We start from the raw sequence: 16,423 nt of genomic DNA, 5'->3' as shown, positions 1-16,423 counted from the left end.
GCAACCTCAACTTGAGTTCAGGTCAAATCCAGTGGTTGTCCACAGGCTGCTCGCGACCGGCGGGAATCTGTCGGTGGTACGGCGTACTGTGCAGGGCATGTTCGAGGCCGTCTTCATCCCAGCCGACCCGCCGCGCGCGGGCCGATTGGCGTTGTACGGCGACCTCGCGGCGGCGGGCGAGATCGCCGACGGCGCGGCCGAACTGGTGCTGCCCAGGGGTTCGCAAGTACGGCGAACTGTCGTGCCCGCGCGGTTGCTGACGATCGAGGAAGTTCTCGCGCGGCTCAACGGACCCGACGATTCCTCGCCGAGCTGGGAGGCGTGGCGGACCGCGGCGCTGGCCGGGATCGGGCTGATCGCGCGCGGACGGCTGGTCCCGGATCGGAGCGAGAGCGGGTACGGCGCTTGGCGGGTGGCCCCGCTGGATCCCTTGGACCGGGGCTGGTTGAAGAACCTGGCTGCCGCGATGCCGCCGCACGGGCATGCCGTGCCGGTCGAGGGGACGCGGCCGCTGCGACTGGTCGATCCGGAGCAGTTGGTCCGCGCGTTCTGGGACTCGATCGCGGACACACTTGTGCGCACGCCTGCCGCGCGAGTCGCCGTACGGGAGGGCGCGGCTGCGTTTGCCTCGGCGGAGCCGGTGTCGTTGAGCGGGCCTACTGCTTGGCTGGATGAGACTGCGCTGAGCGAAGAGGCCGGGGCGCGATTGGTGTTGCGGATCGAGCCGCCGTTCGAGAGTCGCGAGGATTTTCGGGCGGTGCTGCAGCTGCGGAGTGGGGTGGATCGCAGTCTGCTGGTCGATGTGGCGGACGTGTGGAGTGCGCCGGCCGCCGTACTGGCTGCTCTTGGGGAGCGTGCCGAGACGGATCTGCTGCTGGCGTTGCGTCGCGGGGCTCGGGTCTGGCCACCGCTGGGTGCCGCACTGCGGGATGCGGCGCCTTCGGAGGTCGGCATCGATGACACGGCGTTGGAGGAGCTTGCCGAGGGCAGTACGGCGTTGGAGGGCGCTGGGATCGAGGTGCTTTGGCCGACCGAGCTGTTCGCCGGCGAGTTGGCGGTGCGCGGGACGGTTGCGACGCCGACGCCTGGTGCGGTGACCGGGCCGGACTTCAGCCTGACCGAACTGGTCGCCTTCCGTTGGAAACCCACGCTGGACGGGCAGGAGTTGACCGAGCAGGAGGTCGCGGCGCTGGCGGAGGCAAAGCGGCCCATGATCCGGATGCGCGGGCGATGGGTGCGGGTCGACCATGATCTGGTTCGGAAGCTCCGCCGTGGTGGGACGCGGAAGCTGACTGGCGCCGAGGCGCTTGGTGCAGCGCTGACCGGGACCGTGGAGGTCGACGGCGAGCTGGTCGCCTTTGACGCGGATGGGTCGCTCGCGTCGATGCTGTCGCGACTGCGCGTCGAACCGTCGCCTTTCGTGGAGCCCGCCGGGCTGCAGGCGACGTTGCGCGACTATCAGCGGCGAGGCGTCGCGTGGATGGCGCAGCTCGCCGACCTCGGTCTTGGTGGATGTCTGGCCGACGACATGGGTCTGGGCAAGACGATCCAGGTCATCGCCTTGCACCTTCACCTGTTGGGACGCGGTCGCGGGCCGACACTGGTCGTCTGCCCCTCGACACTGCTCGGGACGTGGGAGCGGGAGTTCGCGCGCTTCGCGCCAGACGTTCCGACGCGGCGATATCACGGTGCCGGACGATCGCTGAGCGATCTCTCGCCGGACGAGGTCGTCCTGACGACGTACGGCGTGGTGCGGCAGGATCATCGCGTGCTCGGCGAGGTGTTCTGGGGGCTGGCGGTCGCCGATGAGGCGCAGCATGCGAAGAACCCGTTGTCCCGGACTGCTCGTTCGCTGAGGACGTTGCCATCGGCAACCAGGATCGCGCTGACCGGGACGCCGGTGGAGAACCGGTTGTCCGAGCTGTGGTCGATCCTGGATTGGGCGGCGCCCGGCTTGCTGGGGACGCTGGATCGGTTCCGGCACGATGTCGCCGTACCGGTGGAGCGGTATCACGACGAGGAGGCGACCGCGCGCCTTACTCGGGTGACGCGGCCGTTCTTGCTGCGGCGGCGGAAGAGCGATCCCGGGATCGCGCCGGAGTTGCCACAGAAGTCGGAGCACGATGTCGTCGTACCGCTGACGGTGGAGCAGGCGACGCTGTACCAGGCGGTGGCGAAGGAGACGCTGGCGAAGATCGAGTCCGCCGAGGGGATCGCGCGGCGCGGGCTGGTGCTCAGTCTGCTCACCCAGTTGAAGCAGGTGTGCAACCATCCGGCGCAGTTCCTGCATGAGCCTGGTCCGCTCGAGCGCCGGTCGGGCAAGCTCGCGGCCCTGGACGAACTGCTCGACGTGATCCTGGCCGAGGGCGAATCGGTGCTGATCTTCAGTCAGTACGTCGAAATGTGCCGGCTGATCGAAGCGCATCTGGAGTCACGGCGGGTCCGGTCGTTGTTCCTGCACGGCGGGATCGGGGTTCGGAAACGCGAGCAGTTGGTCTCGCAGTTCCAGGATGGTGAGGCTCAGGTGTTCCTGCTGTCGCTGAAGGCCGGTGGGGTTGGGCTGACGCTGACTCGGGCTACGCACGTTGTGCACTACGACCGCTGGTGGAACCCGGCGGTGGAGGATCAGGCGACGGACCGCGCGTATCGAATCGGACAGGACAGGCCGGTGCAGGTGCATCGCCTGGTCACCGAGAACACGTTGGAGGACCGGATCTCGACGGTGATCGCTGGGAAGCGCGATCTCGCCGATGCGGTGATCGGTTCGGGTGAGGCTTGGTTGAGTGAGCTGTCGGATGCGGAGCTGACCGAGCTCGTGGAGCTGTCGACCGGTCCGGTGAAGTCTGGCTCGGCGAGTGCCTACAACCCTTCATCCATAGGCCGTTCGACCTCGGATGGAGGTGAGGACGATGAATGAGCGGGTGCCTTGGCAGGGGTGGCGGAAGAAAGGTGAGGATGCGGGGCTGCCTGCGGCGAGGGGCCCGGGGAGTCGGCGGCCGTTCGGGGCGACGTGGTGGGGTAGAGCTTGGCTGGAAGCGCTGGAGCAGCGGGCTCGGCTGGATCCCAATCGGCTCTCGCGAGGACGCTCGTACGCGCGTCGCGGTAGCGTGCTCGAGCTCACGGTCACGCCGGGTTCGGTTGAGGCGGTCGTGCAGGGCAGCCGGGTCAACCCGTACCAGGTGACGGTGAAGATCCGCGCGTTCTCATCCGCCCAGTGGGACGCCGTACTTGACGTGGTCTCCGCGCAGATCGGCCGGGTGGCAGCGCTCCTCGACGGTGAGCTGCCGCCCGAGGTCGTCGACGACGTTCACGCCGCGGGGCTCGATGTCCTGCCGACGGCCGGCGAGGTCCGCACCAACTGCAGTTGTCCGGACTTCGCCGTACCGTGCAAACACTCCGCCGCCGTCTGCTATCTCATCGCCGACGCCCTCGACGACGACCCCTTCGCGCTCCTGCTCCTCCGCGGCCGCCGTAAGGACGAGCTACTGTCCGCCCTCCGCTCGCGCCGATCCGCCGCGGAGTCCAAGACCTCCACCCGTCCTTCCCCACCACCCGGCATCCCCGCAAAGACAGCCTTCGCGCGCACCTCGAGTGCCGTTGTGCCCGTCCCACCCCGGCCATTGGGCACGCCGGGTGTGCCGGCGGCGGTGCGGGTGTTGGATCCACCGCGGTCCTCGGGCGTCGACGTACGGGATCTCGTCGCGCTGGCGACTGACGCCACCCGGCGTGCGTGGGAACTCGCTTCCGGTGATGGCGACGGCGGTCTGGGGCTGACCTTCGACCAGGATCTGGTTCGGCGCGCGGCGTTGGTGCTCGGTACGCCGGATCTCGCCGACCTGGCTCATCGAGCGGGCGTATCAGCGCGCCACCTCACCAGCTGGGCCGTGGCCTGGCGCGAAGGCGGACCCGGCGGCCTGGCGGTCGCCGTCGGGCGTGTTGATGTCGATGAGGTCGCGCTGGCTGAGGGCGTGGAGGCGCTGGGTGGTTCGGTAGACGGCAACCGAGTCACCGCCGGCCGAACCCAACTACGTCTCGGCCCCGACGGCCTTTGGTACCGGTTCGACCAGCACTTCAACGACTGGACCTTGACCGGCCCGCCGTCGCCCGACCCACGAGACCTACTCAACGGCCAGCGACGAAGGCTTGGGTCAGGCGGGTGATCACGTCGTACGGGATGGGCTTCTTGAGCGGGAACTTGAGCGTGCCCTTGCCTGAGCGGTACGGCTCGATCTCCTGCGCGAGGGCATCGTCGACAGGCGGGATCGGGTAGAGCGCGATGTGCTCTTTCCAGCCGCTGAAGTACAGGAGGGCCTTGCCGTCGAGGGTGACGGTGGGGATTTGGTAGCTGATCTTCTCCCCCGCGTCCGGCACGACGGCGCGGATCGTACGGCGTACCTCCTGCAGCACCTCCTGGACGTCGGGCGGGAACGAGCCGATGTACTCGTCCACGCTCGCGAACTTGTTCTCCGCCATACCGCCATGCTGACCAGCACCGTCGTACTGGGCAACCCTGCGGGTTCAGGTCCGGCGGCGGAGCGTCGTGTGGGTCTCCAGGGCCGCGACGAGGTGGTCGGCGATCTTGGCGTGGCCGGCGACGGACGGGTGGGTCTCGTCGGTGGTGTCGGCTGCGGTGATCCAGCCGGTGGAGTCGATGCAGACCAGGTTCGGGTCGTCCAGGGACTTGCTCGCCGCCTGGATCGTGTCGGCGTGCTTTCCCTTGAACGGCGTCAGCGACACGATCGTCGTACTCGGGTAGGCCGACCGTACGCGCGTCAGATACCCGGCGTACTCCTCCACGGTCAGCGTCTCGTCGTTCACGCCCAGGTTGATGACGACGACGTCAGGCGCCTCCACGCGCTCAGCCGGTGAGCCGGCGAAGTTCCAGCCGAACGACTCCACCCCCGGCGGCACCTCGCCGTTCCCGGGCCGGATGATGCCCTGCCGCCCGAAGCCCACCTGGTACGACGTGGCGCCGAACGCGCGGGCGGTCAGATAGGCGTACGACGTCGTACCGTCGGCGCCGTCCGACTCCGACGCGGCGCTGAGCGAGCGGACGCCCTGCGTGATCGAGTCGCCGTAGAACTCGAGCCGCGGACCGGCCGGTCGCCCGCTCAGCCGCAGCCGGGTCTTGACGTCGAGGACCAGACCGGCGAACACCACCGCGCACTCGAACGGCGGGATCCAGCGGTTGACGTGCTCGTTGACGTCCTTGATCGCCACCTCCACCTGGTGGCGGCCATCCGGCGCGGACAGTTCGATCACCGGATCCTCGATGAGGTGCAGCGACGGCTCGCCGTCGTCGATCGTGATCCACAGGTGCGGCGCGACCGTCAGCCCGGTCGTGTCGAAGAGCAGCTGGACGCGCTCGCCGGCGTACGAGAACGAGATCCGGGAGCCCGAGTTGACGGTGATCGCGACACCTGGCTGGTGTCCCCACTGACCTTCCAGGACGATGCGCGGATCTGTCGGGGCAACGACCTCACCTGGCTCGAACGGCACGTATCACTCCACATCGTCGGGTCGCAGGCAATTCTGCCTGGCCGATCACCAGCCGTCCTTTCGAGCCCGCGCTTCGAACAGCAGGATGCCGGCCGAGAGCGCGACGTTGAGCGAGTCCGCCTGACCGAGCATCGGGATCGACACCGCTTCGCACCCCTGCTGATGCCAAGCCTTCGACAAGCCGGAGCCCTCCGAGCCGACCACGAACGCGGTGGGTCCGTCGTAGGCGCCCTCGCGGTAACTGCCGGTGGCCGCGGGGTCGGCGAGATGCAGGCGGAAGCCATGATCGCGCAACCACTCGGCCGCTCGACCAACGTCGTCGAACTCCAGGACCGGTGTCGTCAGCACTGTCCCCCGGCTCGCGGAGTACACGGCCGGGTGGCTTGGTCGCGCTCGCCGGCTGGTCAGGATGAGGCAGTCGGCGTTGGCCGCGTCGACGGTACGGATCAGGGTGCCGAGGTTGCCGGCGTACTCGACTCCGTCGGCGACCAGGACCAGCGACGAGTTGGTGAACCGGAACGTCCGCGGCCGCCAGACTGGCAGCCGGACGACCGAGATCAGGCCGTCGGAGCGGCTCTTGCGGGACAGGCGGGTGAGCAGCTTCTCCGAGATGCGGTAGACCTCGGCGGCGCGTTCGGCGATCCGGTCGGCGGCGTACGTCGTACCGGCCTCAGGGCACCAGAAGAAGGTCTCGATCGGGGTCAAGGTGTCGAGCAGGCGGTCGTGTTCCCAATGGCCCTCGATCATGATCCGGCCGGGTGAGCCGTCCTTGCGGACGGTGAGCAGGTCGCGGAGACGGGGGTGTTGCGCACCGATCGGGCGCACGTCATGCACGGTCATGTGCAAAGCTCCGGAAGGAGAGAATCAGCAAGCGCGCCGGGGACCCTGTGGTGGGTCCACGCCGGCGTGGCGAACGCCCGAAGGCGCCGTGGTCTGGACGCGGTCTACCTGGACCGCGTCAGCCAAGGATTCTCTTCACGCTTCGGATGGTAGACACGCCCCGCCCACCCGTCACCCGCTTTTCCACAGCCCCACAGCCCGCCTCGCCTTCGCACTTGTCCACAGGCGCCGCCTGGGCCGGTTTGCTCTGCCGGTGCACACCACCCCGCACTTCGTCTTTGCACTTGTCCACAGATGCCACATGGGCCGGTTTTGGTCTGTCGGTGCGCACCGCACCCACCCCGTCTTTTGCACTTGTCCACAGGTGCCGCGTGGGCCGGTTTTGGTCTGTCGGTGTGGGTGGTTAGAGTCCATTTCTCCGATTGCCGCTGTGACGGCGGCGCCGCACGGGAGGGAGAGACGATGGACGCGACGCTGCTGGACGCCGAGGCCGAGGCGGCCGTGCTGCGCGTCTATCGTCAGGTCTTCGCCGTGCTCGCCCGCGAGGCCGGCGCGATGATCGTCGATCCGGACCTGCTCGACGTCGACCAGGCGATCCTGGACGCGTTCGCCGAGGCCGGCAGCGACGGGCTCACCGTCGAGCAGGCGACGCTGGCCTGCCGGGCGTATCCCCACGACCTGATCGTGCGGCGTTTCGACGTACTACGTCAGTACGGCGCGATCACCAAGCTCGTCGACCGTCCGAACGAGCTGCGCCACCGGGCCGCGTTCGCGCCGTACGTGATGCTGATGTTCCTGCGGCGGATGTCTGTGCAGGGTGGTCAAGCCGAGCTGCATCAGCTGCTCACCCTGGAGGCGCACAGCGTCAGCGATCCAGGCGCGACCGAGGGCGACGGGCTGGCGTCGATCGAGCGGCTGACGAAGGTGTTCCGGCTGCTCGGCAACGAACTCGCGATTCTCGTGTCAACCAGCACCACCGCGCAGCTGCGGGAGAACGCCCAGCTCGCGTGGGGTAACGAGCGGCTGATCGAGCAGGCCGAGAAGGTCCACCGGATCGTGCTGGACCGCTGGCCGACGCTGCATCGCGCGTGTACGTCGCTGCGGATGGCGCTGGCGGCGTACGCCGACGCCGTACAGCTCGCGGCGAGTCGCCTGGTCGAGAGAGCCGGTACGACGCGCGCGCTCGGACTGCTGCCGATCGAGACGTGGGTGACGTTCACGCGAAGCAGTGAGCCTGAGGTACTGGCTGGAGTGCTCGACGGGTTGCTGTTCGACGCGGCGGCGCCGGATTTCTCGCCGCAGACCTTGGTGGAGGCTGTCGAGACGGGATGTCGTACCGGGACCGCACGGATGGCGCCACCGCGGCCGACGGGTGACGTTGACGCTCCGGAGTCCGCGGCCGCGACGGATCGGGAGGAGTTGCGGGCCGAGGCCGAGCGGGTGCTGGCCGGGCGGAAGTCGGTGGACGTCGTCGAGGTGGTCGACGAGGCCGGGGACTGGATCACCGCGCGGCGGGTGCTGGCCGAGCTGACGGCGGCGCACCTGCATGACGAGCTCGATTACGAGCTGGTGTGGTCGGACGGGATGCGGATCGATGCTTCCGCCGGGACGCCGTGGGCGACCGAGGGTGTCTTCCGGCGGGTGACCCGATGAGTACGGAGGCTGTTGAGCGGCGGCTTGACAACGCGTTGTGGTGGGCGAAGGTTCAGTCCGCGGGGCCGCTCGAGGTTGATCCGGATACGCCCGCTGTCGCGGGGTTGACGCGTGCTGTTTCGCCGGACGGCTCGAGTGTGTGGCTGGTTCCGACGTTGCCTTCTGGCGCCGGGCACACGGTGCTGGAGGAGTTGGGTACTCCCCCGGTCGCCGTCGAGCAGCCGAACGAGACCGCGCGCGTACTGGCGATCTGCGTCACCTGCTGCTGGACCGACCGCAGCGGACCCGCGTGGCCGGGCGCCATCGGGACGCTCGCGCAGGTGCGATCCGTGTACGCCGGAATGCGCGGACGGCCGGAGCAGTCGAGCGATCTCACCCTGATCATCGGCAGCCTCCGCCGCCTGCACGCCACCCACTGGCTCCTCTGGAACGAGAAGGCCGGCGAAGTCCGCCTCGGCCCCCGCACCATCACCTGGACCCCCACCGACCTCTCCACCCTCCGAGACCTCTGCCGCCACCTCCCCGACCCACCCCCAGCCGTTCTCACCAGTCCGCCTCCCGCGACGCAGGATCCGGACCCCCTCCCTGGCCCGAGCGAGCGACCTCCCTCGCCGGACACCGCGCTCACCACGCCACCCGCGCCGGCGGTGGCGGATGAGTGAGCAGCATGCGTTGTTCGATCCTCTGTTGCAGGACTTGAGTGATCGGGCGCGGGATGAGGTGCTGGCCGCCTTCAGCGCGGTGCAGTACGCGGCGCATCCGGTGGCCGAGGTGCAGTTGGCCGGGCTGCGCGACGTGACGCTTCGTCGACATGTCCAGAAGATGCTGAAGCTGATCGGCCGTACGCTCGTACACGTCGACGGGACGCACTGGACCGCCGGCTACGCGGACGACGTCGCGGCGACGCTGACCGCGCAAGGCTGGCAGCCGTTGTCGGTGGTCGATCGCGCGGTGCTCGTGCTCGTGCTGATCCACTCGGTCGCGATCCCCCGCAGCGAGGGAATCCTGACCGGCGACAGCTGGAAGTCGGCCCGCCCGACGACCGTCGACGAGCTGCGTACGACGAAGATCAGCGGCGAGGAACGACGCCTCGCCCTGCAGCGACTCCGCGCGGCCGGACTCATCCAGCTGTCCGGCGACCACTCCGGCGGCCCGAGCTACATCCCCGGTCCACAGCTGCAACGGCTCACCCCGGCAGCACGACGCCGCCTCCAGGACCAGCTGATCCTCGCCGCCGCCCCAGCCAGCCCCATCGCCGAAGCCATCCGCGCCCGCAACGGCATCCCGGACACCGCCGAAGTACGAGAGGAAGACGCATGAGCAGTCCCGCAGAGGACGGCCCGTTCGACATCCTCGGGTCCAAGGTGCTGCTCGGCGTACAGGTTGTCGATCTATCACGCCTGTCGACGCACCCGATCCCGATGGTCGGCCAGGGCCTCGTCACGGTCGCCGGCCAGGGTCCGACCGACTCGAACGGCGCCGGCAAGTCGTCCTGGATCGCCGCGCTGAGCCTGCTGCACGCCGACGACCAATGGCGACTGACCAGCGGCGCTCCGGGCGCGGCTGAGCTGCTGTTCACCGCCGAGGCCGCCGGCCAGGAAGGCAACTGGTCCAACGTCGACCGCGGCTACATCGTCGGCGTCTTCTCCGACCCCGACCTCACCGACCTCGCCGAGATCGAGGCGGCCGCGATCACCGTGTGGATCCGGATCAACCGCAAGGCGTCGTACATCGACCTGCGCTGGAAGAACGGTCTGCACGTCCCGTACGGCGCGACCGAGGCCGAGCGCGCAGCCGGCGCCGACGCGCTCTGGGCCGCGCTGCCACACTCGAACGGCCGCACCGACTTCCACGCGAACAAGCTGTCCACAGTCTTGTACGGCGGCCAAGTCCGGTGCGTCTCGTTCCTGTCGACCTCGGTCCGGTCGAGCCCGACCGCGAACCTGCTCGCCGAGCCGCTGAACGAACTCGGCCCGGCCCGCATCTTCAACGCGATCGCGACACTCACCGGCCTCGATCACGAACTCGAGCAGGAGCAGGCGCATCGTTCCGCCGAGCACACCCAGCGCGAGGCGACCAAGCAGGCGACCGCTGACCTGCAACGCTGGGAGCAGGAGATGGCGGCGGTCGAAGCCGGCATCCTGCAGCGTGGCGCGGCCCGGGATGCGCTCGCCGCGGCGAAGGAGTCCTGGCAGGCGCGGTGTGCACGACACCTCATCGACGGCGAGGCCCGGAACAGCGAGATCCTGCAGGAGCTCGCCGTACTCGACGAACGCGTTGCCGAGCAGGAGGCGCGGCGCGAGGCGGTCGACACCGAGATCGATGCCTTCGGCAACGAAGAGGGGTTGCTGCGGGACGTCCAGCTGACCCGGCAGGAACGGGACAAGCTGGACGCGCGCGACCGCGAGCTCGACCTCGCGCAGCGTTCGGTGCGTGAGCAGCTCGAGCGACTCGGGCAGGAACACCGCCGCTTGCTGGACGCAGGGCGCTCGGCGGACGGCCGTGACCTGGCAGCAGCCGCCGAGGAGCAGGACGAGGCTCGCGCCGTACTCGAGGAACACATCGGGCGCGACCATGCCGCCCGGTCTGCGGTCGACTTAGCGAGTGCCGAGTTGCGCGAGGCCGAGAGCGGTCAGACCGTGTCGGCCCCGCAGCAGCAGGTGCTGGAGAACGCCGGCATCGAGTGTGGCGCGCTTACCGACATCACCGAGCTGCCGTCGTCCGACCGTACCGAGTGGGAGCCGCGGCTGGCGCCGTACCGGGAAGCCGTCGTCATCGACTTCGGCGACGCCGCGGTAGCGTCGGCCGCGCTGGCTGACGCCGGGTACGCCGGATTCCTGCTGGTGCTGGCGAATCGGCCCGGCGCTCGCACGAGCAAGCGTGGACCGAAGTCGGCCGACCAGCGGTTCAACCTCGACGGCTTCTTCACGGCACTTGGGGAGCGAGGGACCAAGGAGAGCATCGACGACGTCGCCGGGGTCGTCGCGGTCGGCCAGTTCGACGAGCCACTGACCGGCCGGACCGCACGGATCAACGCGGCCCGGCGCCGAGTCGAGGCCGCAGCCGAAGCGCGCGCCGTCGCATCGGCAGCGCTCGAGCAGGCGCGTGCCCGGGTCGAGCAGGCAGAGCGTCGTACGGCGGCCGCCCGCGCACTCGCCGACGCGGAGTCGGTGCAGGAGCAGATCCTCGCGCTCCGCGAGACGATCGACCGGCACGAGAACGACCGGGATTCGCTGGCGCCACAGCTGCAGGCGGCCAAGGAGTCCGCCGAGGCCGCAGCCGGCCAGCAGCTCGTCCGCGACGAACGCCTCAAGAACCTGGAGGCGACCCGCCGCGACCACCTGCGAATGCTGGACGACCTGACCGGCCGCCGGCTGACTCTGCTCGAAGAACAGACCTCACTCGACCTGGTCACCCGTACGACGGCCTGGGGTTCGACCCCGGCTGAGGCCGAGGAGTTCATCCTCGGTCTGCCCGACGACGCACAACGCCGTACGACGGCCGACTGGAACCACCAGGCGTGTACGCAACTCGACGATGTGATCCGCCGCTGCTTCCCGAACGCACGCTCGCGTGAGGAGATCCCGACCGAGCTGTGGGAGATCCTCAACGGCCCGGACGGCTGGACGAACGGTACCCTCGGGTCCCGCGTCGGCCTGGTCCCGGCGCTGCACCGGACGCTCAGCAGCCACCTCGCGCAGCACGAGACGTTCGACAGCCTGCAGCAACGGCAGATCGCCAGCCAGCGCGCCGAACGCAACGCCGCCCTCGAACGCGCCCGGGAAGGACTCGCCGAAGCCGAGAGCACGGCCCGCGCCCACCGCGCATCCCTTGCCGACGGCATCAAAGCGCGACTCCGCCTGGTCTCGCAGGAGTTCGACCGGCTGGATCAGCAGTACGGCGGATATGGCGCCAAGCTGGAGTTCCCCGAACCCGACCCGCCGGCCGAGCCGGACAAGCCGTGGCGCTGGATGGTCACGCCCAAGTGGCGGCGCTCCGAGGGCGGCCCGTTCTCCGCGTTCAACGTGAAGGGCAACACCGCCCAGATGGACGAGAAGGCGGTCAAGCTCGTCTGCGCCGCGGCGCTCGCGGGTGGCTCCGACCGTCCACTGCTGCTGATCCTGGATGAACTCGGCCGCAACCTCGGTTCGCAGCATCGCCGCGAAGCCGTCGCCTTGTTCGAGCAGATCGGCCGCGACCGCAACATCACCGTCATCGGGGCGCTGCAGGACGACATGGAACGCTACGCCCTGGCCTCGTCTCGGCTGTACGTCAAACTCCGCCGCAGCTCCGACACCATGCCGTACAACCAGGCACCGGTCGTCAAAGGCAACGAGGAGTACGCCGCCCGCGTCGAACTCCTCCGCACCTGGCTGGAGTCCTACCGTGGCGCCACACCCACCCTCGACGTACCGGCACCGACCCTGACCTCATAGTGCTTCGCGTACCCGGTGCCGGTAGCGCAGTGGTGACTCGCCGACCTCGCGTTTGAACGCCGTACTGAACGCACTCTCCGACGCGTATCCCAGGTCGAACGCCAGCGACCCGACGCGAACGTCGTCGTCCCGGAGAGCACGCTGCGCCAGCAGCATCCGCCAGCGGTTGAGGTAGGTCAGCGGCGGTACGCCGGCCACGGCACGGAACCGCTCAGCGAACGACGTCCGCGACATCGCCGCGGCACGCGCCAACTCTGCCAAACCCCACGACTTCCCCGGCTCTCCGTGCATGAGGCTGAGCGCCGGACGCAGCCGTACGTCGGTCAGCAGTCGAAGCCAGCCCGGCGGCAACTCGGACTGGTCGAGGTACGCGCGCAGAATCTCGAGCAACACGAGCTGGGTGTGCTGCCGGATCGCGAACGCGGACCCCAATCTGTTCGCGGTCACCTCGTCGAACAGGCGGTGCAAACTCCCACGAAGGTTGTACCCCGCAGCGGCCGACGCCTGGACATGCCCTATCGGTGGAAGCGCCTGCAGCAGCAGCGCCTGGCCGGCCGGGTTGAGATCGATGCGGCCGCCCATGACGATGTCATCCAGTTCGGTGTCGGCACCTCTCAGATGAGTGAACGGAAAACCCTGCTCGGGCGCGACCTCGCGGCGCGGCCCATCGCCGGTGCCGCCTTCGAGCTCCAGCCAGGACCGATGGTTCAGGATGGCGACGTCGCCCGGTTCGAGCTCGATCGGCCCGTCGATCCCGTCGGTGGTCAGCCGGGCCCGGCCGCCCACCATCGCGATGAACTTCAGCTCGTCGCCGAGCGCGGTCCGCGACACCCACGGGCCCCGCACCGCGAATCCACCCGACATGAGCCCGCGAACCTCAACGAGGTCGAACACCTCGGACAACTGATCCATCCCCGTACTCTCGCGCAAGAAATACGAACTGACAACTATTCAGAGTCCGAGAAACCCACAGCAGACTGGCGGCATGACACAGATGCGATACCGCACTCTCGGCCGGACCGGAGTCAAGGTCAGCCCCTACGCACTCGGCGCGATGATGTTCGGGGCCGTCGGCAACCCCGACCACGACGACTCGATCCGCATCATCCACCGGGCGCTGGATGCCGGCATCAACTTCATCGACACCGCCGACATGTACTCCCAGGGCGAGTCGGAAGAGATCGTCGGAAAGGCGCTCAAGGGACGTCGCGACGACGTCGTCCTCGCCACCAAGGCCCGATTCCCGGTGAACTTCGACCCCACCGGCGCCACCCCGGTCGTACCGAACCGATCGGGCGCCTCACGCCGCTGGCTGATCCAGGCTCTCGACGACTCCCTGCGCCGCCTCGGCACCGACTACGTCGACCTGTTCCAGATTCACCAACCCGACCCGGACACCGACATCGAGGAGACCCTCTCGGCGCTCACCGACCTGGTGCGGGCCGGCAAGGTCCGGGCCATCGGTACCTCCTCTCTGCCCGCGTCGAACCTCGTCCAGTCACATTGGGTCGCCGAACGGCGTGGACTGACCCGGCTGCGCACCGAGCAACCGCCGTACTCGATCCTCAACCGCGGCATCGAGCGCGAGGTCCTGCCTGTGGTCCAGGAGTACGGCATGGGAGCCCTGGTCTGGAGCCCGCTCGCTGGCGGCCTGCTCACCGGCCGCTATCGGAAAGGCCAGGAGAACTCCACGCACCGATCCCGGTTCGGCTTCAGGCACCTGAGCGACGAGCGCCGACTGGATGCCGTCGAGGAGCTCATCAAGCTCGCCGAGTACGCCGGAATGCCGCTGACCCATCTAGCCATCGCCTTCGCGATCGCCCACCCAGGCGTGACCTCGGCGATCATCGGCCCGCGCACCATGGAGCAGCTCGACGACCTCCTCGCCGGCGTCGACGTCACGCTCACCGACGAGATCCTCGACCAGATCGACGAGATCGTCCCGCCCGGCACCGACATCGGCCGACTCGACATGGCCTACAACCCACCCGCCATCCAGCAAGCCCACCTGCGCCGCCGACCCGCCGACGACCGCGCCGCCGCCTGACCACACCTGCCGCCGACCGCACCTGCCGCCTGATCGCACCGCTACCGCGGCCGCGGGCCCCCGCCGCCGCGGTAGCGCTCTCACCGACTTCGGGTGTGTATTTACCAAAACCGGACCCCGGTGCTGACCCTCGACCTGCCGATGGCTCAAACTGGAGCGGTGGAACATCCGGAGAACCGCTTACGCCGAGTAGGCGGAACTCTGGCCAATCGCCCGACCACCGGCGTACCGTCTGCCGCACGGGTCCGGCCGTGTGACGATCGGAGGGCGTGAATGGCATCCTGGCTCCTCCGCGCCCAGTGGAGTCATCGTGACGAGTCCGTCGAACACCGCGCCCTCCGCGTAGGCCGCACACTGACCGCCGTCGCCGTAGCGTTTCCCGACGTACACGCCTGGACCCAGGACGAACGCTGGGGCTACCACGTGCTCGAGGCCGACGGGTCCACACCGCTCCAGGAGATGGTCGAGGCGACCACCAAGGTCCTCTCCAACGGCACGAGCACGACCCGTCTCCACCTGCAGAGCACCGGCGACCTTCCGTGGCTGTTCGACCTGTCCATGGGCGACACGCTGACCACCGTCTCCGACCAGCTCACCCTGCACTGGAGCGACGAGGACGCGCTCATCCAGTCCGAACGCTTCGCCCAAGTCCTGCGTGCCGTCGTGACCATCTGGGAACCCGAGTGGGCCAGCATCGCCGACACCGAGCTCGCCGCCGCAGCCGGCGTCTTCCGGCGCGGCATCCCGATGATGGGCTGGCTGACCTACGTCCGCGGCCTCGTCGCCGGTGCCCACGGCATCGACATCGGCCTCACCCCGTTCGAGCGCGGCACCCTGCTCCAAGCCCCGGTCGCGCCCGCCGACCTCACCCCGGTCCACATCTGCGCCGCAGCCGCCCTCGTCGGCATCGCCCCAGAGATCTAGGTCTGCACGTCGGTCAATACGACTGAGCGGTCCCAACGGGCCAACTCAGCCGCGTCCGGCGCGTGGAACTTCGAGTTGTACTCGTGGAGCTCCTCCCGGGTGATGTGAAACGTCCCCGCCGGCAGCGCCGCATTCCGCGCCTCGAGCCGCTGCCACAACACCTCCAACGGCGGATCGAGTACGACGATGTCCGCGCGCGCACCGACCTCGTGCGCCCGGTTCCGGAACAGGTCGCGCTCGGTCTCTGACCAGCAGCCGTAGTCCAGGACGACGTCGACGCCGAGCGTCAGAGCTCTCGCCGCCATGCCCCAGAACAGCTGCGACTCGAGCACCCACCGGCGCCCGCCGTCCTCACTCACCCCGAACAACGGCTCCATCCACTCGTCCGGCGTGAACCGGAGCGCCGCCCGCTCCTCCTCCAGCCGCCGCGCCAACGTCGTCTTCCCCGCCCCGGGCAACCCGACGATCAACATCATCACCGCACGCTCCATCCCAGCACCCTACGAGCCGCGCCCGGATCCAGCTCCCCAATTCTCTGGCCGACTCCCTCTCTGGCCGACTGTCGAATCTCGCTGGGAGCCTCGACGCCTGGGTGAGAACAGCTCACCTGACGAGGAGAACAGCAATGTCCGCAACCGTGCTTTACATGTCGATGTCCCTCGACGGCTGCGTCGCCGGCCCCAACGAGACACTGCAGAACGGCCTGGGAGACGGCGGAGTGCGCCTGCACGAATGGAACCTCGGCATACCCCTCGACCAGCTGGACGGCGCCGAAGGCTAGATCACCGCCGACTTCCTCAAGACGGGCGCGATCGTGGCCGACCGCGGCACCTTCGAAGCAACCGACGGCTGGAACGGCGACCACCACGACGGCGTACCCATCTTCATCCGTGACCGTGTAGCGGTACAAATGTTAAGGGCCACCCCCGGTGGGGGTGGCCCTTAACAGTGTGAATGTCCGGCGGCGTCCTACTCTCCCACGACCTCCCGGTCGCAGTACCATCGGCGCTGTCGGGCTTAACTT

Annotated in this window: 14 protein-coding genes and 1 rRNA gene; 9 read left to right on the top strand and 6 right to left on the bottom strand. The window is 68.8% G+C overall.

What is annotated here, in order from left to right:
• The first annotated feature begins 31 nt into the window (after positions 1-31).
• Both EV646_RS37915 and EV646_RS37910 read left to right on the top strand, forming a co-directional pair.
• On the top strand, positions 32-2,917 hold the full coding sequence (locus EV646_RS37915) for a DEAD/DEAH box helicase (protein ID WP_241996598.1): 2,886 nt from the start codon (positions 32-34) through the stop codon (positions 2,915-2,917).
• A complete protein-coding gene (locus EV646_RS37910; RefSeq protein ID WP_132157537.1) occupies positions 2,910-4,160 on the top strand; it encodes an SWIM zinc finger family protein in 1,251 nt (416 codons plus the stop codon). Before EV646_RS37915 ends, EV646_RS37910 begins: the two co-directional genes overlap by 8 nt.
• Here EV646_RS37910 and EV646_RS37905 read toward each other — a convergent pair.
• From EV646_RS37905 to EV646_RS37895, 3 genes are read right to left on the bottom strand one after another with little or no spacing between them, the layout of a single operon-like run.
• Positions 4,123-4,473, bottom strand: a complete 351-nt coding sequence (locus EV646_RS37905) for an iron chaperone (RefSeq protein ID WP_132157535.1) — start codon at positions 4,471-4,473, stop codon at positions 4,123-4,125. The two genes, EV646_RS37910 and EV646_RS37905, sit on opposite strands and share 38 nt — an antisense overlap.
• Positions 4,474-4,518: 45 nt before the next feature.
• Positions 4,519-5,499, bottom strand: coding sequence for a GDSL-type esterase/lipase family protein (locus EV646_RS37900; protein ID WP_241996597.1), 981 nt, complete (start codon positions 5,497-5,499; stop codon positions 4,519-4,521).
• Between the two features lie 45 nt (positions 5,500-5,544).
• Positions 5,545-6,339 carry a TrmH family RNA methyltransferase gene (locus tag EV646_RS37895; RefSeq protein WP_132157533.1) on the bottom strand — a complete coding sequence of 265 codons (795 nt, stop codon included), beginning with the start codon at positions 6,337-6,339 and terminating at the stop codon, positions 5,545-5,547.
• A 462-nt stretch (positions 6,340-6,801) separates the two neighbouring features.
• Here EV646_RS37895 and EV646_RS37890 point away from each other — a divergent pair, with 462 nt between their 5' ends.
• From EV646_RS37890 to EV646_RS37875, 4 genes are read left to right on the top strand one after another with little or no spacing between them, the layout of a single operon-like run.
• On the top strand, positions 6,802-7,992 hold the full coding sequence (locus EV646_RS37890) for a hypothetical protein (protein WP_132157531.1): 1,191 nt from the start codon (positions 6,802-6,804) through the stop codon (positions 7,990-7,992).
• Positions 7,989-8,654 (top strand): hypothetical protein, encoded by a 666-nt coding sequence (locus tag EV646_RS37885; protein ID WP_199237489.1) that lies wholly within the window; start codon positions 7,989-7,991, stop codon positions 8,652-8,654. The genes EV646_RS37890 and EV646_RS37885 overlap by 4 nt, the downstream gene beginning before the upstream one ends.
• Positions 8,647-9,312 (top strand): hypothetical protein, encoded by a 666-nt coding sequence (locus EV646_RS37880; RefSeq protein ID WP_132157529.1) that lies wholly within the window; start codon positions 8,647-8,649, stop codon positions 9,310-9,312. The genes EV646_RS37885 and EV646_RS37880 overlap by 8 nt, the downstream gene beginning before the upstream one ends.
• The gene (locus EV646_RS37875; protein ID WP_132157527.1) at positions 9,309-12,428 is read left to right on the top strand and encodes a coiled-coil domain-containing protein; all 3,120 of its coding nucleotides are present in this window, start codon (positions 9,309-9,311) and stop codon (positions 12,426-12,428) included. The genes EV646_RS37880 and EV646_RS37875 overlap by 4 nt, the downstream gene beginning before the upstream one ends.
• Here EV646_RS37875 and EV646_RS37870 read toward each other — a convergent pair.
• Positions 12,423-13,340, bottom strand: coding sequence for an AraC family transcriptional regulator (locus tag EV646_RS37870; protein WP_132157525.1), 918 nt, complete (start codon positions 13,338-13,340; stop codon positions 12,423-12,425). The two genes, EV646_RS37875 and EV646_RS37870, sit on opposite strands and share 6 nt — an antisense overlap.
• An 82-nt stretch (positions 13,341-13,422) precedes the next feature.
• Between EV646_RS37870 and EV646_RS37865 the strand changes: the two genes are divergently transcribed.
• Positions 13,423-14,475: an aldo/keto reductase gene (locus EV646_RS37865; protein WP_132157648.1), complete on the top strand. Its 1,053-nt coding sequence runs from the start codon at positions 13,423-13,425 to the stop codon at positions 14,473-14,475.
• Positions 14,476-14,748: 273 nt separating this feature from the next.
• Positions 14,749-15,399, top strand: coding sequence for a hypothetical protein (locus EV646_RS37860; RefSeq protein WP_132157523.1), 651 nt, complete (start codon positions 14,749-14,751; stop codon positions 15,397-15,399).
• Here EV646_RS37860 and EV646_RS37855 read toward each other — a convergent pair.
• Complete coding sequence (locus EV646_RS37855) at positions 15,396-15,890, bottom strand: P-loop nucleotide/nucleoside kinase family protein (RefSeq protein ID WP_199237488.1); 495 nt, start codon at positions 15,888-15,890, stop codon at positions 15,396-15,398. The two genes, EV646_RS37860 and EV646_RS37855, sit on opposite strands and share 4 nt — an antisense overlap.
• 134 nt (positions 15,891-16,024) lie before the next feature.
• Between EV646_RS37855 and EV646_RS39150 the strand changes: the two genes are divergently transcribed.
• The gene (locus EV646_RS39150; RefSeq protein WP_158291127.1) at positions 16,025-16,180 is read left to right on the top strand and encodes a hypothetical protein; all 156 of its coding nucleotides are present in this window, start codon (positions 16,025-16,027) and stop codon (positions 16,178-16,180) included.
• Positions 16,181-16,355: 175 nt separating this feature from the next.
• Here the strand turns inward: EV646_RS39150 and rrf are convergent.
• Positions 16,356-16,423: ribosomal RNA gene (gene rrf / locus EV646_RS41110) — 5S ribosomal RNA — on the bottom strand; the annotation flags it as partial.

This window comes from Kribbella antiqua (assembly GCF_004345665.1).
Lineage (GTDB): Bacteria > Actinomycetota > Actinomycetes > Propionibacteriales > Kribbellaceae > Kribbella > Kribbella antiqua.
This window is presented reverse-complemented; position numbering and strand designations above follow the sequence as displayed.